The following is a 21,530-nucleotide window of genomic DNA, read 5'->3' as shown; positions in this document are numbered from 1 at the left end:
TCGCGGGCTCATACGCGCAACCCACCGCACGCCTGTGCGCGAAGGTACGGGAAGATGGCCCCGTGACTGATGCCCCTGCTACGCCACTCCGGACGCCCGAACCGTCCGTTGCGCCCCGGCTGATCGCCACCGACCTCGACGGCACGCTGCTGCACGACGACAAGACGGTCTCCGACCGGACGATCGCCGCGCTCGCCGCCGCCGAGCGGGCCGGCATCGAGGTCTTCTTCGTCACCGGGCGCCCGGCGCGCTGGATGGGCGTGGTCAGCGACCATGTGCACGGTCACGGCCTGGCGATCTGCGCGAACGGTGCGGCCGTCATCGATCTGCACCGCGGCGGACGGATCGTCGAGGTCAGCCCGCTGGAGCGGACGATCGCCCTCGATGTCGTGGACGCACTGCGCAGCGCCGCGCCGGGCACCTCGTTCGCGGTCGAGCGCACCAGCGGCATCCATTACGAGCCGCAGTACCCGCCCCTCCTGCTGGACCCGGCCGCGGTCGTCGCGCCGGTGGAGAAGCTGCTGGCCGAGGACTTCGTGGCGCCGCTCAGCGCCGCCGAGGACGCCGACCAGGCCTTCCCCGACCAGCCCGTCATCAAGCTGCTCGCCCACCACCCCGAGCTGGAGCCCGACGCGTTCCTGTCGCTGGCCCGCACGGTCGCGGGTGGTCTCGCGTCCTTCACCCGGTCCAGCCCCACGGCCCTTCTGGAGATCAGCGGCCCCGGTGTCAGCAAGGCCGGCACCCTCGCCCACTGCTGCGCGGAGCGCGGCATCAGCCCCGAAGAGGTCGTCGCCTTCGGGGACATGCCGAACGACATGGAGATGCTGACCTGGGCCGGCACCTCGTACGCCATGGCCAATGCGCATCCGGAGGTGCTGGCGGCCACCACCCACCGGACGGCCTCCAACAACGACGACGGTGTGGCGGTCGTCATCGAGCAGATCCTGCGGCGGTGCGGCGAACCGGGCTTCCTGCCAGGCTGAACGGCTCCTAGAGCGGCGCTTCCCACGTCACGGTCGTGCCCGTGCCGTTCTTGCCCAGCCCCGGTCCGTAAGCGCTGGAGCCGCCCAGTGACTCGGCGCGCTTGGAGAGGTTCTTCAGGCCGCTGCGGCGGCCGCTGTCCGGGATGCCGATGCCGTCGTCGGCGACGGTCAGCCGGACGCCGTCGGTGCCGTCCGGCAAGGTGATGGTGGCGTCGACGACGACCTCGATCCGGGAGGCCTGGGCGTGCCGGAAGGCGTTCGACAGCGCCTCGCGCAGTGCGGCGATCAGGTTCTTGCCGGTCAGCTCGCCGACCCGGGAATCGACCGGGCCGACGAAGGAGGCCGACGGCTGGAAGCCGAGGGGGACGGCGGCGGTGCCGATCTCGCGCAGCACCCGGGTCCGCAGGCCGCACGGCACCTCGGCCGGCGCCTGCTGGAGGGCGAAGATCGCGGTTCTGATCTCCTGGATGGTCACGTCCAGCTCGTCGACTGCCTTGCCGACGCCCTGCGCCACCTCGGGGACGATCGTCCTGCGCTGTGCGCTCTCCAGCATCATGCCGGTCGCGAACAGCCGTTGAATGACGAGATCGTGCAGGTCACGGGCGATCCGGTCGCGGTCCTCGTAGACCGCCAGCCGCTCGCGGTCGCGCTGCGCGTCGGCCAGCACCAGCGCCAGTGCGGCCTGCGCGGCGAACTGGATCGCCAACGTCCGCTCGGCCGCGGTGAACGGACGAGCGCCCCGGGACCGCGGTGTGGCCAGCGTGCCGAGCACCCGGCCCCCGCTCTTGAGCGGCAGCATCATGCTCGGTCCGAAGCGGGCGGCGATGTCCGTGACCATCCGGGGGTCGGTGGCCGAGTCGTCCACGAACACCGCCTCGCCGGCGAGGAGTTGTTCGGCCACCGGGCTGTCGGGCGGGATATGCGTCCCCATGATCCCCGTCGGGTCGTCGGCCGATACCGCGACGATCTCCAGACCGCCCTCGTCGTCGGGCAGCAGCACGATGCCGGCCGCCGACTCCGCCAGTTTCCTGGCCTGTTCGGCGACCACCGCGAGCGCATCGTCGACACCGCTGCCGGCGAGGAGTTCCGTGGTCACCGCCACCGAACCGTCGATCCACCGCTCCCGCTGGCGGGTCGCCGCGTGCATCCGGGCGTTTCCGATCGCGATACCGGCCTCGGTGGCGAGCACCCGCACCATGTGCAGGTCCTCCTCGCTGAACTCCCCGCCGCCGCGCTTCTCGGTCAGATAGAGGTTGCCGAAGATCTCGCCCTGGACGCGGACCGGCACCCCCAGGAACGTCCGCATCGGCGGATGCCCCGGCGGGAAGCCGGCCGAGCGGAGGTCCTGGGTGAGATCGCTGAGCCGCAGCGGCTTGGGGTCGTGGATGAGCGCGCCGAGCAGGCCCTTGTGGCCGTCGGGCAGCCCGCCGATCCGCTCGTGCTCCTGCGCGGTCACGCCGTACGTGACGAAGTCCGACAGTCCCTCGCGGGCGTCGTCGATGATCCCGATGGCGGCGTAGCGGGCGTCGGCGAGCTCGGCGGCGGTCTCCACGATCCGGTCGAGGGTGATGTGCAGGTCCAGGCCCGCGCCGACCGTGCGCATCGCTTCCAGCAGCTGCGGTACGCGTGCGGTCAGCTCGGAGGACAGACCTTGCAGACTGCGGGTGGCCTCGGTGGCGGCATCCATGGGGTCGGGGGCGGGCTCCATGCCCACGAGCCTAATAAGGGGGCATTTGCAGGGAAAGTGCAGCTTTGCGGCGGCACGGGGCGCGGGCCCGGCCCGTGCCGCACGGAGATCAGGGAGTCAGGCCCTACGCCCGTACCGCCTCTCCTTCGCCGTACGCCGCATCCACCGTCCGCTCGCGCTCCAGCATCCGCCGGAACGGACCGTCGGCGGCCGCCAGCTCCGCGTAACCGCCGCGCTGCACAGCCCGGCCACCCTCCAGCACCAGCACCTCGTCCACCGACTCCAGACCGGTGAGCCGGTGGGTGATCAGGACCGTGGTGCGGCCCTCGGTCGCCGCCAGCAGGTCGGCGGTCAGCGCATCGGCCGTGGCCAGGTCCAGGTGCTCGGCGGGCTCGTCCAGGACCAGCACCGGGAAGTCCGCGAGCAGCGCACGGGCCAGCGCCAGCCGCTGCCGCTGGCCACCGGACAGCCGGGCGCCGTGCTCGCCCACCATGGTGTCCAGGCCGTCGGGCAGCCCGCGCACCCAGTCGGCGAGCCGCGCCCGGCCCAGTGCGTCCCACAGGTCCCGGTCTTCGGCGTCGCCCGGGCCGGCGCTCCGGTCCCGGCGGGCGAGCCTGAGGTTCTCCCGCAGCGAGCTGTCGAAGAGGTGCGCGTCCTGCGCGCACAGGCCCACCAGCCGCCGGACCGCATCGCCGTCCATGGCCTGGGCATCCGTCCCGCCCAGCGTGTATGTCCCCGACTCCCGGTCCAGGAAGCGCAGCAGCAGCTGCGCCAGCGTGGTCTTGCCGGAGCCGGACGGGCCGACGACCGCAAGCCGCTGACCGGACGTCAGGGTGAAGCAGACACCGTCCAGCGCCGGCCTCCGCTGCCCGGCGTGGCGCGCCGTCAGATCCCGCACGACCAGCGGGAACGGCGATCCGGGAGCCGGCGCGGGCACGGTCGGCTCCTGCACCGGTGCGGGGGCGTCCAGCACCTCGAAGACCCGCTCGGCGGCGCGGCGGGTGCGCTGCCGGTACTGCACGGCGAGCGGCAGCCCGGCGACCGCCTCGAAGGCGGCGAGCGGGGTGAGCACGACGACCGCCAGCGCCACCCCGGCCAGCCGGCCCGCGTGCACCGCCTGCACACCGGCCACCGCCGCCGCGGCGACCGTCAGCCCGCACACCAGCGCCGAGAGCCCGGCGCCGGTCCCGGCCACCGCGGCCGAGCGGGACGCGATCCGGGTGAGTTCGCGGTCCGCGCGCCGCACCGACTCCGTACGGGCCGTCAGCGCACCGGCCACCGTCAACTCGGCGGTACCGGTGAGCACATCGACGACGCGGGTGGAGAGCCGGCCGCGGGCCGGTGCCAGCCGGCGCTCCGCCCTCCGGGCCAGCGCACCCGAGAGCATTGGCACCGCCACGCCCGCGAGCAGCAGCCCGGCGGCGAGGATCGCGCCGGCCTCCGGCAGCAGCCATCCGGTGAAGCCGACCGCGCCCGCGCCGACCAGCACCGCCGCCCCGACGGGCAGCAGCCAGCGCAGGAAGTAGTCCTGGACCGCATCGACATCGGCGACGAGCCGGGAGAGCAGATCGCCACGGCTGCGCTCCTTGAGTCCAGCCGGCGCCAGCCGCTCCAGCCGGCGGAAGACGGCCACGCGTACGTCGGCGAGCATCCGGAAGACCGCATCGTGCGCGACCAGCCGCTCGGCGTACCGGAAGACCGCGCGTCCGATGCCGAACGCCCTGGTCGCGGTGACGGCCACCATCAGATACAGCACCGGCGGCTGCTGCGCGGCCCGCGAGATCAGCCAGCCGGAGGTCGCCATCAGGCCCACCGCGCTGCCCAGCGCGAGGCTGCCGAGCAGCAGCGCCAAGGCGAAGCGCGCGCGGCGGGCACGGGCCAGGTGCCGTAGCCGGGTGAGCGCCGCACCACGGGTGGGGGCGGTGGTCTCCGGCGTGGTGTCGCTGCCGGTCCCTGTGGGGGCCGCGGACGGCGCGGACGGCCGTGCCGCGGTTTCACGTGAAACCGCCGTCGGGCCCGCGGCGGGCGCCGGCCCCGGCAGCCGCACCACACGGTCCGCCACCGACAGCAGCGCCGGCCGGTGCACCACGAGCAGGACCGTACGGCCGGCCGCGAGCCGGCGGACCGCGGCGACGATGGCCTCCTCGGTCTCGCCGTCCAGGTTCGCGGTGGGCTCGTCCAGCAGCAGGATCGGGCGGTCCGCGAGGAAGGCACGCGCGAGCGCGAGGCGCTGACGCTGGCCGGCGGAGAGCCCGGCGCCCGCTTCGCCGAGCCGGGTCTTCATACCGTCGGGGAGCGCGTCGATGAAGTCGAGTGCACCGGCGTCGGCCAGGGCGGTGCGTACCGCGGCCTCGTCCGCGTCCGGTCGCGCCAGCCGTACGTTCTCGGCGATGGTGCCGGCGAACAGATGCGGGCGCTGCGGCACCCAGGCGATCCGCTGCCGCCAGCTGTCGGGGGAGAGGGAGGCAAGGTCCCGGCCGTCGACAAGGACCCGGCCCCCGGACGGCCGGGTGAAGCCGAGCAGCGCGCTCAGCAGCGTCGACTTACCGGCGCCGGAGGGGCCGACCAGGGCGACGGTCTCGCCGGGCCGGACCTCGAACGAGGTCGCGGGGAGCGAGTCGGCGGTCCGGCCGGGGTGACGGACCACCAGGTCCTCGACGGAGAGCCCGGTGCCCTCGGGTGCGGGCGCGGTGCCGGCCGGCGGCAGCGGTGTCTCCAGCACCGCGAAGACCTCCTCGGCGGCGGCAAGCCCCTCGGCCGCGGCGTGGTACTGCGCGCCCACCTGCCGCAGCGGCAGATACGCCTCGGGCGCGAGGACCAGCACCATCAGGCCGGTGTAGAGGTCGAGTTCACCGTGTACCAGCCGCATCCCGATGCCGACCGCGACCAGTGCGACGGAGATCGTGGCCAGCAGCTCCAGCGCGAAGGAGGAGAGAAAGGCGATCCGCAGGGTGCGCAGGGTCGCCCGGCGGTATGCGCTGGTGATGGTGCGGATGGCGGTGGCCTGGGCCTTGGCCCGGCCGAAGACCTTGAGGGTGGGCAGGCCCTCGACGACATCGAGGAAGTGGCCGGACAACCGGGCGAGCAGCCGCCACTGACGGTCCATCCGCGACTGGGTGGCCCAGCCGATCAGGACCATGAACAGCGGGATCAGCGGCAGGGTGAGCACGATCGTCAGCGCCGAGATCCAGTCGCCGGTGACGATCCGCGCGAGCACGGCCGCGGGGACGACGACCGCCAGCCCCAGCTGCGGCAGATAGCGCGAGAAGTAGTCGTCGAGGGCGTCGATACCGCGGGTGGCGAGGGTGGTGAGCTCACCGGTGCGCAGGTCCAGGGTGCCGTCATCGGCCGCCGTGCCGGTGCCCGGCCCCAGCCGCGCCGCCCGCTCGATCAGCCGCGTCCGCAGCTCGGACTTGACGGCCGCACCGGCGCGGTGCGCGGCCAGCTCGGTGAGCCAGGAGACCAGACCGCGCCCGACGGAGACCGCGGCCAGCAGCGCCAACGGTGTGGTCAGACCGCCGAGACCCTGACCGCGCTGGAAGGCTCCGACCACGATCTCGGCGATCAGCATCGCCTGGCCGACGACCAGCCCCGCTCCGGCAAGCCCGAGCACCACCACCGCTATGAGGAAGCCGCGGGTGGCGTGGGCGTGACGGAGCAGGCGCGGGTCGACGGGTTTCACGTGAAACAGTCCATCCTGCCGAGGCCGCCCCGAGAGGCGGAGGCTCAGCTAGTGGGATTCGGCGATGTGCTGCGTACCGATGCGCTTACGGAACACCCAGTACGTCCACCCCTGGTAGAGCATCACGAGGGGGGCGGCGATCCCCGCACACCAGGTCATGATCTTCAGGGTGTACGGGCTGGACGAGGCGTTGGTGACCGTGAGGCTCCAGCTCTCGTTCAGCGTGGACGGCATGACGTTCGGGAAGAGCGTCAGGAACAGCATCGCTACCGCCGCCACGATGGTGAGGCCGGAGAAGGCGAACGCCCAGCCCTCACGCCCGAGCCTGTTGGCCCCGAGCGCGGCGACCAGCGCAACCACCGCAACGATCATGGCGATCAGGCTGGTGCCGTCACCCTTCTCGGCCTGGGTCCAGCCCAGGAAGCCGACCGCGAGCACCGCGGTGACCGGCCCGAGGACCGTCGCCAGCTTGCGCGCCCGCTCCCGGATGTCGCCCACCGTCTTGAGCGAGGCGAAGACCGCGCCGTGGAAGGTGAACAGCGTCAGGGTGACCAGGCCGCCGAGGAGCGCGTAGGGGTTGAGCAGGTCGAGCACGCTGCCGGCGTACTCCTTGTGCGCATCGATCTTCACGCCGCGCACGAGGTTGCCGAACGCGATGCCCCACAGCACCGCGGGCAGCAGCGAGGTCCAGAAGATCGCCTGCTCCCAGTTGCGCTGCCAGCGCTCCTCGGTCCGCTTGGCGCGGTACTCGAAGGCGACGCCGCGCACGATCAGGCAGACGAGGATGAACAGCAGCGGCAGGTAGAAGCCGGAGAAGAGGGTGGCGTACCACTCGGGGAAGGCGGCGAAGGTCGCAGCGCCCGCGCTGAGCAGCCAGACCTCGTTGCCGTCCCAGACCGGCCCGATGGTGTTGATCAGTACCCGCTTCTCGCGCCGGTCGCGGGCGAGGAGCTTGGTGAGCACGCCGATCCCGAAGTCGAACCCTTCGAGGAAGAAGTACCCGGTCCAGAGGAAGGCGATGAGGACGAACCAGACGTCATGGAGTTGCACAGTCGCCTCCTAGTACGAGAAGGCCATCGGCCGGTCGGCGTCGGCGCTGTCGCCGCCGATCTTGGTGGGCGGGTTGAGGTCGGAGTCGGTGAGCTCCGGGGGGCCGGCCTTGACGTACTTCACCAGCAGCTTGACCTCGACCACGGCGAGGATCGCGTAGAGCGTGGTGAAGACGATCATCGAGGTGAGTACCTCGCCCTGCGAGACGCCCGGGGAGACCGCGTCCGAGGTGCGCAGCACGCCGTAGACGACCCAGGGCTGCCGGCCCATCTCGGTGAAGATCCAGCCCCAGGAGTTCGCCAGGAGCGGGAAGCCGAGGGTGACGAAGGCGAGCGACCAGTACCACTTGCTCAGCCGGGCGCCGAGCACCTTGTTCCTGGTGAGCGCGAGGTGCGGTGGCTCGTCGTCGCCGGTACGCAGTCCGGGCGACAGCCAGAACTTCTTCCGGGTGAGCCAGAGCCCGGCGAGTCCGATGGCGAAGGACGACATACCGAAGCCGATCATCCAGCGGAAGCCCCAGTAGGCGACCGGGATGTTGGGCCGGTAGTCGCCGGGCCCGAACTTCTGCTGCTCGGCCTTGTTGACGTCATTGATGCCGGGGACCGGCGAGCTGAAGTCGTTGTGCGCGAGGAAGGAGAGCAGGCCGGGCACCTCGATGGCGACCTTGTTGTGGCCCTTGTCGACATCTCCGTAGGCGAAGACCGAGAAGGGCGCCGGCTCTTCCTTGTCCCACAGCGCCTCGGCCGCGGCCATCTTCATCGGCTGCTGCTTGAACATGACCTTGCCGAGCGAGTCACCGCTGATCGCGGTGAGCAGGCCGGATATGACGAGGGTTATCAGACCGAGCCGCAGCGAGGTCCGCATGACCTTGAGGTGCTTCTTGCGCATCAGGTGGTACGCGGAGATGCCGACCATGAACGCGGCGCCGGTCAGGAAGGCCGCGGTCAGTGTGTGGAAGGCGACGACCAGGGTGGTGTCCTGCGTCAGCACCTTCCAGAAGTCGGTGAGCTCGGCGCGCCCGTTGGCGGCGTTGTACTTGTAGCCGACGGGGTGCTGCATCCAGGAGTTCGCGGCCAGGATGAAGTACGCCGAGAGCATGGTGCCGATCGAGACCATCCACATGCAGAAGCAGTGGATCTTCTTGGGCAGCTTGTCCCAGCCGAAGATCCACAGGCCGATGAAGGTGGACTCGAAGAAGAAGGCGATCAGGGCCTCGAAGGCCAGCGGGGCACCGAAGACGTCACCGACGAACCGCGAGTAGTCGGACCAGTTCATGCCGAACTGGAACTCCTGGACGATGCCGGTGACGACACCCATCGCGATGTTGATCAGAAACAGCTTGCCCCAGAACTTGGTGGCCCTGAGGTACTTCTCCTTGCCCGTTCGCACCCATGCGGTCTCAAGTCCGGCCACCAGAGCGGCGAGGGAGATCGTCAAGGGGACGAACAGGAAGTGGTAGACGGTCGTGATGCCGAATTGCCATCGCGCCAGTGTCTCTGGCGCCAACGCCAGTTCCACGCCTCGCTCTCCTAACGTCGCCATTGCCTAGGGCAATGTCCCTTTTGTGTCACATAAAGCGGTACATACCGGGACGGGCTTGTGAACGCGTTCACATTCACAAGCAATTATCTCCCATCGCTTCTCCGCCATGACGGCGGGGGTACGTGACTGCGATCACGTCCGGATTTATGGCGTCTGCGGATTCCCCTGGGGCTCGCCGCAGCCCGCGCGCACCCTTCCGCCCGAGCTTCAACACGTTGTTGAATTCGTGGCGGAGAGGACAAGCCTGAGGCCGCGGATCGACGGATCCACGGCCTCACTGCAACGCCTTACACCGGCTTGCTCACTGCCCGACAGCGCTTACAGCGCCTTGCGAAACTCCTCCGCGGCCTGGAGGAACAGGTCCATCGCCGGGGTCTCACCGATCGTGACCCGGACACCCTCGCCGGCGAACGGCCGCACGATCACCCCGGCCCGCTCGCAGGCCGCCGCGAAGTCGGTCGTACGGTCCCCCAGCCGCAGCCAGACGAAGTTGGCGTGCGACTCGGGGACCGTCCAGCCCTGCCCGAGCAGCCCGTCGACCACCCGTGCCCGCTCGGCCACCAGCGCATCCACCCGCTCCATCAGCGCCGCCTCGCTGCGCAGCGACGCCACCGCCGCCTCCTGCGCGAGCTGGCTGACCCCGAACGGCACCGCCGTCTTGCGCAGCGCGGCGGCCACCTCGTCATGCCCCACCGCGAAGCCGACCCGCAGCCCGGCCAGGCCGTACGCCTTGGAGAAGGTCCGCAGCACACAGACGTTGGGACGGTCGCGGTAGAGATCGATACCGTCCGGGACCTCGGGGTCACGGATGAACTCGCGGTACGCCTCGTCCAGCACCACCAGGACGTCGCCCGGCACCCGGTCCAGGAAGGACTCCAGCTCCGCACGGCGTACGACGGTGCCGGTGGGGTTGTTGGGGTTGCAGACGAAGATCAACCGGGTCCGGTCGGTGATCGCGGCGAGCATCGCCTCCAGGTCGTGCACGTCGCCCGAGGTCAGCGGGACCGGCACGGCGGTGGCACCGGAGACCTGGGTGATGATCGGGTACGCCTCGAACGACCGCCAGGCGTAGATCACTTCATCGCCGGGCCCGGCCGTCGACTGGACCAGCTGCTGGGCCACGCCCACCGATCCGGTCCCGGTCGCCAGATGCTCCACCGGCACCGAGAACCGCTCGGACAGCTCCGCCATCAGGCCGGTGCAGGCCAGGTCCGGGTAGCGGTTGAAGGAGCCGGCCGCGGTCACCGCACTCTCCAGGACCCCGGGCAGCGGCGGATAGGGGTTCTCGTTGGAGGACAGCTTGTACGTGACGGGACCGCCGGCCGGGGCCGGGCGGCCCGGCTTGTAGGTCGGGATACCGTCCAGCGCAGCACGCAGCTTCGGGGTCTTCTCGCTCACCGCAGGTCCTCCTCGACCGTCCCGCTCGTCTCCAATACTGCACACCTTATGAGGATTGACCCGTTCGGCGGCAGCCCCGACGCGAAGCCGGACCGGTGCCCGCGGCATGCCGGCCCCGGCGCGGCCGCGCGAAGCACCCGGCGCAAAGCCCACAGCGCGCGCTCTCCGGACCGGCGCGCGCCCGTGGCTCACGCCGTGGCGCGCATCCCCCGTCAAGGTGACATGAGAGCGCTTCGAGACCGGAGCCGATCTACAGGCAAAGACCTCGAATCTCCCCCTGAATGATCAATATTAACGCCAACTTACTCCACTTCGTAGGCAATTGACGGTAGATCACCATGCAGAAACGTGCCTTTCCACAGCCATCGGCAGAGACCCGCGAATGGCCCTGTCGAGCCCTACTATCGGCTCGCCATGACAGCAGCAGGGAAGCACCAGGTGAGCCGGTCGACCGGTCGCCGGCTGGGGCGGGCGGGGATCCGGGACGTGGCCGCCGCAGCCGGGGTGTCGATCACGACCGTCTCCGACGCGCTCAACGGCAAGGGCCGGCTTCCGGATGCCACCCGTAGCCATGTCCGCGAGGTGGCCGACCGGCTGGGCTACCGCCCGTCCGCAGCCGCCCGCACCCTCCGTACCGGCAAGTCAGGGCTCCTCGGCCTGACCGTGACCACGTACGGGGATGAACCTTTCACCTTCACCGAGTTCGCGTACTTCGCGGAGATGGCCAGAGCCGCCACCTCCGCGGCCCTGGCCCGCGGCTACGCCCTGGTCATCCTGCCCGCGACCTCCCGCCACGACGTGTGGTCCAACGTCGCCCTGGACGGCACCGTCGTCATCGACCCCGCCGACGGCGACCCCGTCGTCACCGAGCTGGTCCGGCACGGCATCCCGGTCGTCTCCGACGGCCGCCCCGGCGGCACCCTGCCGGTCACCGGCTGGGTCGACAACGACCACGAAGCCGCCGTCCTCGGGCTGCTCGACCACCTCGCGGAGGCCGGCGCCCGCCGTATCGGGCTGCTCACGGGCACCACCACCGACACCTACACCCGGCTGTCGACCACCGCCTATCTGCGCTGGTGCGAGCGCGTCGGCCAGGACCCGGTCTACGAGTCGTACCCGGCGCACGACCCGTGCGCGGGCGCCGTCGCGGCCGACCGGCTGCTCGCCCGTCCGGACCGGCCGGACGCCGTCTACGGACTCTTCGACCCCAACGGCACCGACCTGCTCGCCGCCGCCCGGCGCTACGGGCTGCGGGTGCCGGAGGACCTGTTACTGGTCTGCTGTAGCGAGTCCACCGTCTACGCCTCCACCGAGCCGCCCATCACCACCCTGTCGCTCAAGCCACGCCGCATCGGCACCGCCGTCGTCCAGATCCTCATCGACGCCATCGAAGGACTCGACAACGGCCGGCCCGTCGAACAGGTGATACCGACCGATCTGATCGTGCGCACCTCTTCCCAGCGACGGTCCCCCCGGACGACCATCAGCCCGCCGCGGGGCCCCTCCTGCGACTGAAAGCCTGTCTTTGCACGCCGGTCCGGGCCCGGGCGGAGCGTCAAGGACAGGCTCCGCGTGTGCAGTCGCATACGGATGAGCGGGTTTGCCGGCCGACGGCGGGCGCCCCCGTCGGCCAGGAAAAAACTGGGTGATCACGGTACAAATCAGCCGCGAATGCCGGGCTCTGCGTGATTGATCACCCCCGGGTGCGTCACAACCCGCGATCGGCATTCCTATGATGGGCGCACGACACCGCGGACCGCCGTCGACCAGGCAAAGGTCCGAGAGGTGCACGGCGGCGCGACGGTGGAGGGGTCGATGACTCAGGGGGCCAGTCAGGTACCCATGGTGTGGACCATGGGGGGACAGACTCCGGAGTCCCCGTTGCCCGGAGCGCCCTTCGGCGTGCCCGCCGGTTCCCCGGTCCCCCCTGCCGGTCCGCCGCTGCATCTGCCGGCCGGACCGCCGCCCGCGCCCGCCGCGCCGCCCGCGGCACCGCCGGTCGAGCTGGCGGAGGACTACACCCCGACCGCGCGCGACCTCCCGGTCGTCACCCCGGGCCGTACGGACACCCTCATCGACCGGCCGGCCGTCGTCCCGGTGCCCGAGGCGGCCGGCGACCCCGACGCGCCCGAGGGCATGGGCCCGCTGTACGTCGTCGGCGATGTGCACGGCTACTACGACGAGCTGCGCGAGGCGCTGGCCGCCGAGGGCCTGATCGACGCCGACGGCAACTGGGCGGCCGGCAACGCCCGGCTCTGGTTCCTGGGCGACTTCACCGACCGCGGCCCGGACGGTATCGGCGTGATCGACCTGGTCATGCAGCTCTCCGCCGAGGCCGCGGCGGCCGGCGGCTACTGCAAGGCCCTGATGGGCAACCATGAACTGCTGCTGCTGGGCGCCAAGCGGTTCGGCGACACCCCCGTCCAGTCCGGCGCCGGCACCGCCTCGTTCCAGGCCGCCTGGCTCCTCAACGGCGGCCAGAAGACCGATATGGACCGCCTGGAGGACCACCACCTCCAGTGGATGGCCCGGCTGGACGCCGTGATGGAGGAGGACGGGCATCTGCTGGTGCACTCCGACACCACCGCCTACCTCGAATACGGCGACTCCATCGAGGCCGTCAACGACACCGTCCACGACGTGCTCACCCGCAGCGACGCCGATGAAGTCTGGGATCTTTTCCGCAAGTTCACCAAGCGCTTCGCCTTCCGCGACGAGTCCGGTTCACAGGCCGTACGCGAACTCCTGGACGCCTACGGCGGCGACCGGGTCGTCCACGGCCACAGCCCGATCCCGTATCTGCTGGGCGAGGTCGGCACGGAGGACGGCGAGAGCGACGGCATCGCGGTCGACGGCCCGCACGTCTACGCCGACGGGCTGGCGATCGCCATGGACGGTGGCATCACAATGGCCGGAAAGTTGCTGGTCGTTCAACTCCCGCTGACTGGCTGAGCGTTCCGCGGGCAGGTGTACGTCGGACCGGCGGAGGGCAGGTCCGGGGCGGGAGCAGGGGGCGGCACCGGCGGAATCCGGTCGTGGCATTGTTCAATTTCCGCAAACTCTCTGTCACCACGTGCCGGAGTCGCTCTACCATCGGTCTATCCGTAGCAGGCTCTCCTCCGTTTCCGCCCACTGCCCGGCCAACGCCGGCCGTACGGCCCTACGGAGCATCGGGGGATGCACATGAACAGCGCTCCGCACCTGCTGAACGAGGACCGCGCGGAATTCGCGCGGATCCTTGATGAGGCGCTGCGTACCGCCGAATACCGCCCGGACGGCACCGGCGCCGCCGCGGCACCGCACCTCAACGCCCAGCAACTGCGCACGATGGCGCTCAGCGCAACCACCGCCATCGCCGCCTGCGCCACGGCCGAATACCAGCGCTATGTACAGCTCCGTGCCGAGTTGCGCGCGCCGGTGGCCGCCTCGCCGGGTGCCGGCGCGAGCGACGAGGAGCCGGGTGCGGCCGCCTCCGAGGGAGGAGGACCGGCCACCGCCGCGGCCGTGACGGAGGCCGAAACCACCGGTGCCGGGCTGGGCGCGATGATCACCGTCCTCGCCCCGGTCCTCGCAGGCATCGCCGCCGTCCTCTTCCTTCTCATCGGCTATGTGCTGCGGGCGCTCGGCCCCGACAAGTCGCTGGCGCAGCCGCTGATCAGCGTCGGCTGGGTCTTCGCGGCGCTCACCGCCGTCGGCTCCCTCTTCGCGATGGGCGGGCTGGTCATCACGGCGCTGCGCAACGGCTCGTCGGCGCAGACCGTCAGGGCTGACCAGCTGGCCGAGGCCCTCGACAGCGCCCACGAGGCCTGGCGGCGCGCCCTCCTGGAGCGCGGGCTGCTGCCCTTCCTCCGTGAGGCGCTGGCCGATCCGTCGGCGACCCCGGACAAGGACCCGGTCCGCTACGTCCCGCGGCGCACCACGGCCCCCGAGAGCCGCATCCCCACCCTGGGCTACACCCGCCCCGAGTTCACCAGCCCCGACCGCGGCTCGTCGGGCTCCCGCCCCCGGTACTCCAGCCCGGACTACACCAGCCCGGAGTACGGCAGTCCCGAATACGGGAGTCCGGAGTACGGCAACCAGGAGTACGGCAGCCCGGATCGGGCTCCTGATTAAGGGAGTTGGGAGCAGGGGCCCGCACCCGCTACAGCCGGCGCACCACCTGTGCCTCCGCCCGTTCCACCGAGGTACGCCCGTGGACATGCACCAGCGCCAGATGGAACAGCGCCGGGGCCACCGGGGCCCACCGGTGGATGCGGTCCGTGCGCAGCAGGTACGTGGCGACGTCCGCCGGACGGAAGGGCACGTACTCGATGGTCTGGTGCTCCCATCTGTCCGCGACACCTCTGCTCATCCGCGCCTGAAGGTCCTCGCTGGTCAGATCCTTCAGCCTCGCGTAGAAGTGCGCGCACCACTGGCGCCGGTCCACATCGAGCACGAACGCCAAGAGGGAGCTGGTGTACTCGTGCTGCTCCAGCGACAGCTCCTCACGCATTCCGCGCCGGCAGACCGCGTACAGATCCGGTGCGTTCCTTCCGGAGGAGTCGATGTGCCGGGACAGCCCCTCGGTCACGGAGGAGTTCCACACCCCGGGCGCCATCCGCACGCGAGCGCTCCGCTGGCTGACCACGAGCATGTCATCGGCGGTCACCACGGCAACGTTGATCCCAAAGCTGCAATGCAGGAAGGCCGGCCCGGCCAGCGGACGGTCCGGGTCGAGGTAACGGGACCGCGGGGTGGTGCCGTCGGGCAAGCGGCGGTCGAGCTGCTGGGCGGCGAGAAAGGTGTAGTAGTCCGTCGGCCGCAGCCTGAGATGGACCTCCGGCTGTTCGTCGAGTGCCGACCTGGAGACATCGAACGTCTCGACGGCGTAGCGCGGACCGTTCCACACCGGTGTACGGCCCTCCGCCCGCAGCCGCTCGCTCTCCTCCTCGATCTCCTGACGCCAGCCGGCCATGTCCGCCGGCAGGGCTATCTCGTCGTCGAGAACCTGGAGGTGGATCGCATCGGCAGCGATCGACGCCTCACCGTCGCCCTCCACGATCAGCGCCGAGGTGTGCAGCGGCCCCAAGGAGAAGGTCGTCCAGGCCCGGCCCGGCAACTCCTCCCCGCGTGCACGCAGGTTGCGCACCGCGCGCATCGAACGCTTGCGGGCCTTGAACCAGGCGTCCTGTAGCGGCTGTTGGAACAGCGTCGCCAGGACCATGCCCATCACGGCGCCGACCACTCCGTTGACCACGTCGATTCCGCCCATTCCCCGGAGCGTAGACAACATGATCAAGAAGCGGGTCCGCTTTCCGATATCTGTGCCGCCAACAACCGTCACAGCGGGGCGGACGAAAACGCGCGAGAGATTCAGGCGCAGCGTAGGTACCATACGGCACCGTATGGAAGCGGCGGTCTGCGAGTGGGGGAGAGCGAATGGACTGGCGGGAGAAGCGCGATCTGGAGCAGGCGATCGCCGACGGCATCAAACGCTCCAGGCGCGGCGACAAACGCGAGACGGAACGGGCCGTCGCCGAGGGCATCAGGCAGTACGAACGGGAACGTGCGCGGCAGCGCGAGCGGGAACGCCTGGCAGCCATGCCGACGCCGGTGCGGAGGAAGGATGATCCACGGGACCGCAAGACGGTGTTCGACCGGATCGTCGACATCGTCACGGTCCTGGTGATCGCGGCGCCCTTCATCCCGGTCATCGCCGTCATCGGCTTCCTGGTGTACTGGCTGGTCTTCTGACGGCCCGGCGTGTGCCGGACGGCACGCTGCCCACGGTGTCCTTGACGTCAGCCACGGGTCAGGCAAAACGGGTGTCCGGCCGGGTCGATGAACACCCGCCACCGGTCCCCACCTGGTTGCTCCTCCGGCTTGACCGCGCCCAACTCCAGCAGCAGGGCCTCGGCCTGGTCGAGGTCGTCGACCGCGAAGTCGAGGTGGAACTGCTGTGGCACGGTCTGCCCCGGCCAGCGCGGAGCCCGGTAGTCGTCGACCCGCTGGAAGCCGAGGAACAGTCCGTCCTCACGGGCGAGCCCTGCGAAGTCACTGTCGGACCGATCGGCGAGTGGGAGCCCGGTGGCCCGCTGATAGAACGCCGCCAGCGCCAGTGGGTCGGCGCAGTCGAGCGTTATCGCCGTCAGCTTCAATTGCGCGGCCATGGAGACTCCGTATCGGCTGTCACGCTGGGGGAGCCAGGTGGTTCACATCGTAGTGATCAACCGGGCGCGCGAAGTCGGCTGATGCGGCCCCGAAGACGGTGACAAAGCGCGTGCGGCAGTGTGTGGTGGAGGCACAGGACGGGCCCCCACCACACAGCCGGCCGGTCAGTCCGCCAACGGCAGGTACACCCGGTTCCCCGCCGCCGCGAACTCCCTCGACTTCTCCGCCATTCCGGCCTCGGGGTCGATCGCCAGATCACCGCCGTGCTCGCGGCGGATGTCCTGGCTGATCTTCATCGAGCAGAACTTCGGGCCGCACATCGAGCAGAAGTGGGCCGTCTTCGCCGGCTCCGCGGGCAGCGTCTCGTCGTGGAAGGCGCGTGCCGTGTCCGGGTCGAGGGCCAGGTTGAACTGGTCCTCCCAGCGGAATTCGAAGCGGGCGTCGGAGAGCGCATCGTCCCATTCCTGGGCGCCCGGGTGGCCCTTGGCCAGGTCCGCCGCATGGGCCGCGATCTTGTACGTGATGACGCCGGTCTTGACGTCGTCGCGGTCCGGCAGGCCCAGGTGCTCCTTGGGCGTGACGTAGCAGAGCATCGCGGTGCCCCACCAGGCGATCATCGCCGCGCCGATACCGGAGGTGATGTGGTCGTAGGCGGGCGCGATGTCGGTGGTCAGCGGGCCGAGCGTGTAGAAGGGGGCCTCTTCGCAGATCTCCTGCTGGAGGTCGATGTTCTCCTTGATCTTGTGCATCGGGACATGGCCCGGGCCCTCGATCATGGTCTGTACGCCGTGCCGCTTGGCGATGGTGTTCAGCTCGCCGAGCGTCTTCAACTCGGCGAACTGCGCCTCGTCGTTGGCGTCCGCGATGGAACCGGGGCGCAGACCGTCACCGAGCGAGTAGGTGACGTCGTAGGAGGCGAGGATCTCGCAGAGCTCCTCGAAGTGCGTGTAGAGGAACGACTCCTTGTGGTGCGCCAGGCACCAGGCCGCCATGATCGAGCCGCCGCGGGAGACGATGCCGGTCTTTCGGCGGGCGGTCAGCGGGACATAGCGGAGCAGCACCCCGGCGTGCACCGTCATGTAGTCGACGCCCTGTTCGGCCTGCTCGATGACGGTGTCCTTGTAGATCTCCCAGGTCAGCTCCTCGGCCTTGCCGTCGACCTTCTCCAGCGCCTGGTAGAGGGGGACGGTGCCGATCGGGACGGGGGAGTTGCGCAGCACCCACTCACGAGTGGTGTGGATGTTGCGGCCGGTGGAGAGGTCCATGACCGTGTCGGCGCCCCAGCGGGTCGCCCAGGTCATCTTCTCGACCTCCTCCTCGATGGAGGAAGTGACCGCCGAGTTACCGATGTTGGCGTTCACCTTCACCAGGAAGTTCTTGCCGATGATCATCGGCTCGATCTCCGGGTGGTTGATGTTGGCCGGCAGCACCGCGCGTCCGGCCGCGATCTCGTCGCGTACGAACTCGGGAGTGACGTTCTCGCGGAGCGCGACGTACTCCATCTCCGCGGTGATCTCACCGCGCCGTGCATAGGCGAGCTGGGTGACCGCGGCGCCGTCACGGCCGCGGCGCGGCTGGCGCGGACGGCCCGGGAAGACCGCGTCGAGGTTCTTGAGACCACCGCGCGGCGAGGTGTGCTTGAGGCCGTCGTCCTCGGGACGCATCGGGCGGCCCGCGTACTCCTCGGTGTCGCCGCGGGCGATGATCCAGTTCTCCCGCAGTGGGGCAAGCCCACGGCGGACATCGGTGTCGATATTGGGGTCGGTGTACGGCCCTGACGTGTCGTAGAGCGTCACGTGCTTGCCGTTGGTGAGGTGCACCCGCCGGACCGGGACCTGAAGGTCCGGACGCGATCCGGAGACATAGCCCTTGTGCCAGCCGATCTGCGGCTCACCGCTCGCGCCGGCACCGTTTTCGTTTTCGGGCGTGCGTGCATCCTGCAGAGTCATGGAGACCCAACTCCCTACGCCGGCATTACCCGGTAACAGGTTCGGCGGTCGACGCAGCGGCTTCCGTCCGCCGACGTTTCACGTGAAACGTCGCTGGGACGAAGGTCAGCGCCCTCTCAGCCCGGTGCTCCGAGCTCCCGCGATTGCAAAGGTCCCACCACGGTAGCGGCCGATGCGGCGGAGTGAACAGGGGGCCCCATGAGTTCTTGCAATGATCTGGGGGTGACCTCTCACGAGCCCCACCACCACTCCACACCTCACGCCCACACCCACAGTCACGGCCCCGCCGCGCCCGCCTCCCGGCACATCCGCCGGGTCATCGCGGCGGTGCTGATCCCCTTCGCGGCCGCGGTCGCGGTCGGTCTGGTCGTGCTCTGGCCAGGCGGCGCGCCGCCTCACAAGCCGTCCGGCGTCGGCTTCGACCAGCCCACGGAGAAGGCACGTGTGATCAAGGTGGCGGAGGTGAACTGCGCGGACGTCCATGCCCAGCCCCAGCCCCAGCCGCCGTCGCCGACGGGTCAGCAGCCGCCCGGGGGAGCAGCCAAGGGCAAGTCCTGCCAGCAGGCAACGATCAAGGTCACTACGGGGGACAACGCCGGACGCACCTTCCAGACGGTGGTCACGCCGGACGCCCTGCGCCGCTACACGGCCGGGCAGGACGTGGTGGTGGCGTACTCCCCCAAGGCGCCGAAGGAGTTGCAGTACTCGGTCAGCGATGTCGACCGGTCGTTCCCCATGTGGGTGCTGGCCGCGATCTTTGCCTTCGCGGTCGTGCTCGTCGGCCGACTGCGCGGAGTGCTCGCACTGGTGGCACTGGCAGCCAGCTTCATCGTGCTGACGCTGTTCATCCTCCCGGCGATCCTCCAGGGCTCCAATCCGCTGCTGGTGGCGGTGGTCGGGGGCAGCGCGATCATGCTGATCGCGCTGTATATGTGCCACGGGCTGACCGCCCGTACGTCGGTGGCGGTGCTCGGCACGCTCGCCTCACTGGTGCTGATCGCGCTGCTCGGGTCGGTTTTCATCAACTGGGCGCTGCTCACCGGCAATACGGACGACACGACCTCGCTGGTGCACGGCCTGTACCCGGACATCGAGATCCACGGTCTGCTGCTGGCGGGGATCATCATCGGGTCGCTGGGTGTGCTCGACGATGTGACGGTGACCCAGACCGCCGCGGTCTGGGAGCTCAGGGAGGCGGATCCCACGGCCGGTTGGCGCAAGTTGTACGGCGCGGCGATGCGGATCGGGCGGGACCACATCGCGTCCGTCGTCAACACCCTTGTCCTGGCGTATGCGGGCGCCGCACTACCGTTGCTCCTGCTGTTCTCGATCGCACAGAGCAGCGTCGGTACGGTCGCCACGAGTGAGGTGGTCGCCGAGGAGATCATCCGCACGCTGGTCGGCAGCATCGGACTGGTCGCGGCGGTACCGCTGACGACGCTGCTCGCGGCGCTGGTCGTCTCGGCCGACCGCAAGAGCCACGTCACACAGGGCACACCGGGGGCGCCGGAAGCGTCGGGCACGGGCCCGACCGGCGACCGGTCCGGGCGGCGCGGCGGCCACGGCAGGCGGCGCAAGCGCTGACCGGTGCGCCGGGGGCCGGGCCGGGGGCCGGGGTCAGCCGGCCGGTGCCTCGGTGAGGATCCGGTCCAGTACGGCCTCCAGCGTGTCGCAGACCTCTTCCTTGCCGAGCGGTACGAGCCGGTCCGTACGGTCCAGGAAGGCGACCAACGGCGCCGCGCTCACCCGGAACAGGGCGCGTTCGGCGCCCACTTGAAGGCTGATGAGGACATCGCTGAGGTGCGCGGAGGAGGCCGGCTCGATCCGTACATCGCCCTCACCGGACGGCCTGCTCAGCCCGTCCAGCAGCAACTCACGGCTGAACGCCCAGGTCACCGGCGCATCACCGGGCAGATCGAAGGTGAGACGGACGGCATACGGATCGCCGCGGTCGAAGTCCAGCTCCACCGGGATCCGGAATGCGAGCTCCTCCGAAACGACGAAGCTCATGATCACTTCTGCCTGAACTGTGTCGGTCATCAACCACTGCCCCGCACTTGATCGGAGATGGCCGGGAAACATCCCCCCTAGCCCTATGGACGCCATCGTCTGCCAGGCGCAGGCAGATCACAAGGAGTGAGTTTTCAGATACTGATAGAGAAGGCGAGTGTCGTTAGTGTCGCCTCCGCCATTTTCCGTAGTCGATCCGTGACGGACCGCAATCGGTGCAGTTCCCCGGCGGGAAGCGATACGGCCAGCGCCGCAGCGGCCGCCCCGACCTGGATGGGGATGGCCGAGCACACCGTGCCCAGGGCATATTCCTGGCGTTCATAGGCGACCTGGCCGCGACGCACGGTATCCAGGCGGTGCAGCAGAACGTCCTCGGACCGCATGGAAAAGGGGGTCACCGATTGCAGGGGGTACCTCGACAGATGCTCCTTCCTCGATGGTTCGTCGAGCTGTGCGAGCAGGCACTGACCGATCGCATGTGCGTGAGCGGTGGTACGGAAGTCGACCCACTCCTCCACGGGCGGCCGCTCCGGATCGTCCGTCACCGCGACCACCTCCACCTCACCCTCGCGGTAGACGGCGAAGTAGACGGCGGCGGCCAGCTCCCGTCCCACGACGGCCAGCGCTTCGGAGATCTGGACCCGTTGCCGGCACCTGGCACCGGCCCGCCCGATGGCCTGGGCGGCGGCTCCGAAGACGAAGACGCCGTTCTCGCGCTCCAGATAACCCTCGTGCGTCAGGGTCCGCAGCAGGTGGTAGGTGGTCGCCAGGGGCAGTCCGGTTTCCCTGGCAAGCTGCTTGGCGGGCGCTCCGTCCGCGTGCGCCCCCACCGCCTCCAGCAGCCGCAGCGCTCGCTGCACCGATCCGATCAAGGTGGGATGAGAGACGGATTCGCCGTTCACCATTGCCAACGCCAACCCCCCAGAGGTCCGCTCGCCATGAGGCACGGGCCCCGGCCACGGGACCACTCCCGCGCCCGCGCGCGTCTCCCGGGCACCGCGAGGACGCCCGGCCCGGCCTCGCCTCACCCCGGTGTTTTCCGGAACCTCACCATCCGGAAGACGCCTGCGCCCGCACTC

At 70.1% G+C, this 21,530-nt stretch carries 16 protein-coding genes; 6 read left to right on the top strand and 10 right to left on the bottom strand.

Annotated features, from left to right (window positions below; translation table 11 throughout):
- Positions 1-62 precede the first annotated feature (62 nt).
- The gene (locus tag ACZ55A_RS17660) at positions 63-983 is read left to right on the top strand and encodes a Cof-type HAD-IIB family hydrolase (RefSeq protein ID WP_468840666.1); all 921 of its coding nucleotides are present in this window, start codon (positions 63-65) and stop codon (positions 981-983) included.
- A gap of 7 nt (positions 984-990) precedes the next feature.
- On the opposite strand, the gene ACZ55A_RS17655 is transcribed toward ACZ55A_RS17660, so the two are convergent.
- The 5 genes from ACZ55A_RS17655 to hisC all read right to left on the bottom strand — a co-directional run bounded on the left by ACZ55A_RS17655 (position 991) and on the right by hisC (position 10,342).
- Entirely contained in the window at positions 991-2,691 is a 1,701-nt protein-coding gene (locus ACZ55A_RS17655) for a sensor histidine kinase (RefSeq protein ID WP_468840663.1), read from the bottom strand.
- Between the two features lie 103 nt (positions 2,692-2,794).
- Positions 2,795-6,352 (bottom strand): thiol reductant ABC exporter subunit CydD, encoded by a 3,558-nt coding sequence (cydD, locus tag ACZ55A_RS17650; protein WP_468840661.1) that lies wholly within the window; start codon positions 6,350-6,352, stop codon positions 2,795-2,797.
- A 48-nt stretch (positions 6,353-6,400) separates the two neighbouring features.
- Complete coding sequence (gene cydB / locus ACZ55A_RS17645) at positions 6,401-7,402, bottom strand: cytochrome d ubiquinol oxidase subunit II (protein WP_468840659.1); 1,002 nt, start codon at positions 7,400-7,402, stop codon at positions 6,401-6,403.
- 9 nt (positions 7,403-7,411) lie between these two features.
- Entirely contained in the window at positions 7,412-8,920 is a 1,509-nt protein-coding gene (locus tag ACZ55A_RS17640) for a cytochrome ubiquinol oxidase subunit I (RefSeq protein ID WP_468840657.1), read from the bottom strand.
- Positions 8,921-9,262: 342 nt separating this feature from the next.
- Positions 9,263-10,342 carry a histidinol-phosphate transaminase gene (hisC, locus tag ACZ55A_RS17635; protein ID WP_468840655.1) on the bottom strand — a complete coding sequence of 360 codons (1,080 nt, stop codon included), beginning with the start codon at positions 10,340-10,342 and terminating at the stop codon, positions 9,263-9,265.
- Between the two features lie 414 nt (positions 10,343-10,756).
- Here hisC and ACZ55A_RS17630 point away from each other — a divergent pair, with 414 nt between their 5' ends.
- The 3 genes from ACZ55A_RS17630 (at position 10,757) to ACZ55A_RS17620 (ending at position 14,455) form a co-directional block, all read left to right on the top strand.
- Positions 10,757-11,857 carry a LacI family DNA-binding transcriptional regulator gene (locus tag ACZ55A_RS17630; RefSeq protein ID WP_468840653.1) on the top strand — a complete coding sequence of 367 codons (1,101 nt, stop codon included), beginning with the start codon at positions 10,757-10,759 and terminating at the stop codon, positions 11,855-11,857.
- Between the two features lie 327 nt (positions 11,858-12,184).
- The gene (locus ACZ55A_RS17625; protein WP_468840879.1) at positions 12,185-13,294 is read left to right on the top strand and encodes a metallophosphoesterase; all 1,110 of its coding nucleotides are present in this window, start codon (positions 12,185-12,187) and stop codon (positions 13,292-13,294) included.
- A 225-nt stretch (positions 13,295-13,519) separates the two neighbouring features.
- Entirely contained in the window at positions 13,520-14,455 is a 936-nt protein-coding gene (locus ACZ55A_RS17620; protein WP_468840651.1) for a hypothetical protein, read from the top strand.
- 28 nt (positions 14,456-14,483) lie between these two features.
- On the opposite strand, the gene ACZ55A_RS17615 is transcribed toward ACZ55A_RS17620, so the two are convergent.
- The gene (locus ACZ55A_RS17615) at positions 14,484-15,593 is read right to left on the bottom strand and encodes a hypothetical protein (protein ID WP_468840649.1); all 1,110 of its coding nucleotides are present in this window, start codon (positions 15,591-15,593) and stop codon (positions 14,484-14,486) included.
- Between the two features lie 167 nt (positions 15,594-15,760).
- Between ACZ55A_RS17615 and ACZ55A_RS17610 the strand changes: the two genes are divergently transcribed.
- Positions 15,761-16,075 (top strand): hypothetical protein, encoded by a 315-nt coding sequence (locus tag ACZ55A_RS17610; RefSeq protein WP_468840647.1) that lies wholly within the window; start codon positions 15,761-15,763, stop codon positions 16,073-16,075.
- Between the two features lie 47 nt (positions 16,076-16,122).
- Here ACZ55A_RS17610 and ACZ55A_RS17605 read toward each other — a convergent pair whose 3' ends face one another.
- Both ACZ55A_RS17605 and thiC read right to left on the bottom strand, forming a co-directional pair.
- The gene (locus ACZ55A_RS17605; protein ID WP_468840645.1) at positions 16,123-16,491 is read right to left on the bottom strand and encodes a VOC family protein; all 369 of its coding nucleotides are present in this window, start codon (positions 16,489-16,491) and stop codon (positions 16,123-16,125) included.
- Between the two features lie 165 nt (positions 16,492-16,656).
- Entirely contained in the window at positions 16,657-18,441 is a 1,785-nt protein-coding gene (gene thiC / locus ACZ55A_RS17600; RefSeq protein WP_468840635.1) for a phosphomethylpyrimidine synthase ThiC, read from the bottom strand.
- Positions 18,442-18,639: 198 nt separating this feature from the next.
- Here thiC and ACZ55A_RS17595 point away from each other — a divergent pair, with 198 nt between their 5' ends.
- Positions 18,640-20,025 carry a YibE/F family protein gene (locus ACZ55A_RS17595; RefSeq protein WP_468840633.1) on the top strand — a complete coding sequence of 462 codons (1,386 nt, stop codon included), beginning with the start codon at positions 18,640-18,642 and terminating at the stop codon, positions 20,023-20,025.
- A gap of 33 nt (positions 20,026-20,058) precedes the next feature.
- Here ACZ55A_RS17595 and ACZ55A_RS17590 read toward each other — a convergent pair whose 3' ends face one another.
- Together ACZ55A_RS17590 and ACZ55A_RS17585 are read right to left on the bottom strand one after the other, a co-directional pair.
- Entirely contained in the window at positions 20,059-20,481 is a 423-nt protein-coding gene (locus ACZ55A_RS17590; protein WP_468840631.1) for an SsgA family sporulation/cell division regulator, read from the bottom strand.
- A 104-nt stretch (positions 20,482-20,585) separates the two neighbouring features.
- The gene (locus ACZ55A_RS17585) at positions 20,586-21,356 is read right to left on the bottom strand and encodes an IclR family transcriptional regulator (RefSeq protein WP_468840629.1); all 771 of its coding nucleotides are present in this window, start codon (positions 21,354-21,356) and stop codon (positions 20,586-20,588) included.
- Positions 21,357-21,530 lie beyond the last annotated feature (174 nt).

It is taken from the genome of Streptomyces sp. NPDC034111 (genome assembly GCF_055575375.1).
Note: the sequence above shows the minus strand (reverse complement) of the source record. Positions and strands in the feature narration are given on the sequence as shown.

Coding starts and splice junctions, on each gene's coding strand:
- ACZ55A_RS17655 (WP_468840663.1), bottom strand. CDS start 2,691: ATGGAGCCCGCCCCCGACCCCATGGATGCCGCCACCGAGGCCACCCGC.
- ACZ55A_RS17605 (WP_468840645.1), bottom strand. CDS start 16,491: ATGGCCGCGCAATTGAAGCTGACGGCGATAACGCTCGACTGCGCCGAC.
- ACZ55A_RS17625 (WP_468840879.1), top strand. CDS start 12,185: ATGGTGTGGACCATGGGGGGACAGACTCCGGAGTCCCCGTTGCCCGGA.
- ACZ55A_RS17610 (WP_468840647.1), top strand. CDS start 15,761: ATGGACTGGCGGGAGAAGCGCGATCTGGAGCAGGCGATCGCCGACGGC.
- ACZ55A_RS17585 (WP_468840629.1), bottom strand. CDS start 21,356: ATGGTGAACGGCGAATCCGTCTCTCATCCCACCTTGATCGGATCGGTG.
- ACZ55A_RS17590 (WP_468840631.1), bottom strand. CDS start 20,481: ATGACCGACACAGTTCAGGCAGAAGTGATCATGAGCTTCGTCGTTTCG.
- ACZ55A_RS17630 (WP_468840653.1), top strand. CDS start 10,757: ATGACAGCAGCAGGGAAGCACCAGGTGAGCCGGTCGACCGGTCGCCGG.
- ACZ55A_RS17595 (WP_468840633.1), top strand. CDS start 18,640: ATGAGTTCTTGCAATGATCTGGGGGTGACCTCTCACGAGCCCCACCAC.
- ACZ55A_RS17620 (WP_468840651.1), top strand. CDS start 13,520: ATGCACATGAACAGCGCTCCGCACCTGCTGAACGAGGACCGCGCGGAA.
- thiC (WP_468840635.1), bottom strand. CDS start 18,441: ATGACTCTGCAGGATGCACGCACGCCCGAAAACGAAAACGGTGCCGGC.
- ACZ55A_RS17615 (WP_468840649.1), bottom strand. CDS start 15,593: ATGGGCGGAATCGACGTGGTCAACGGAGTGGTCGGCGCCGTGATGGGC.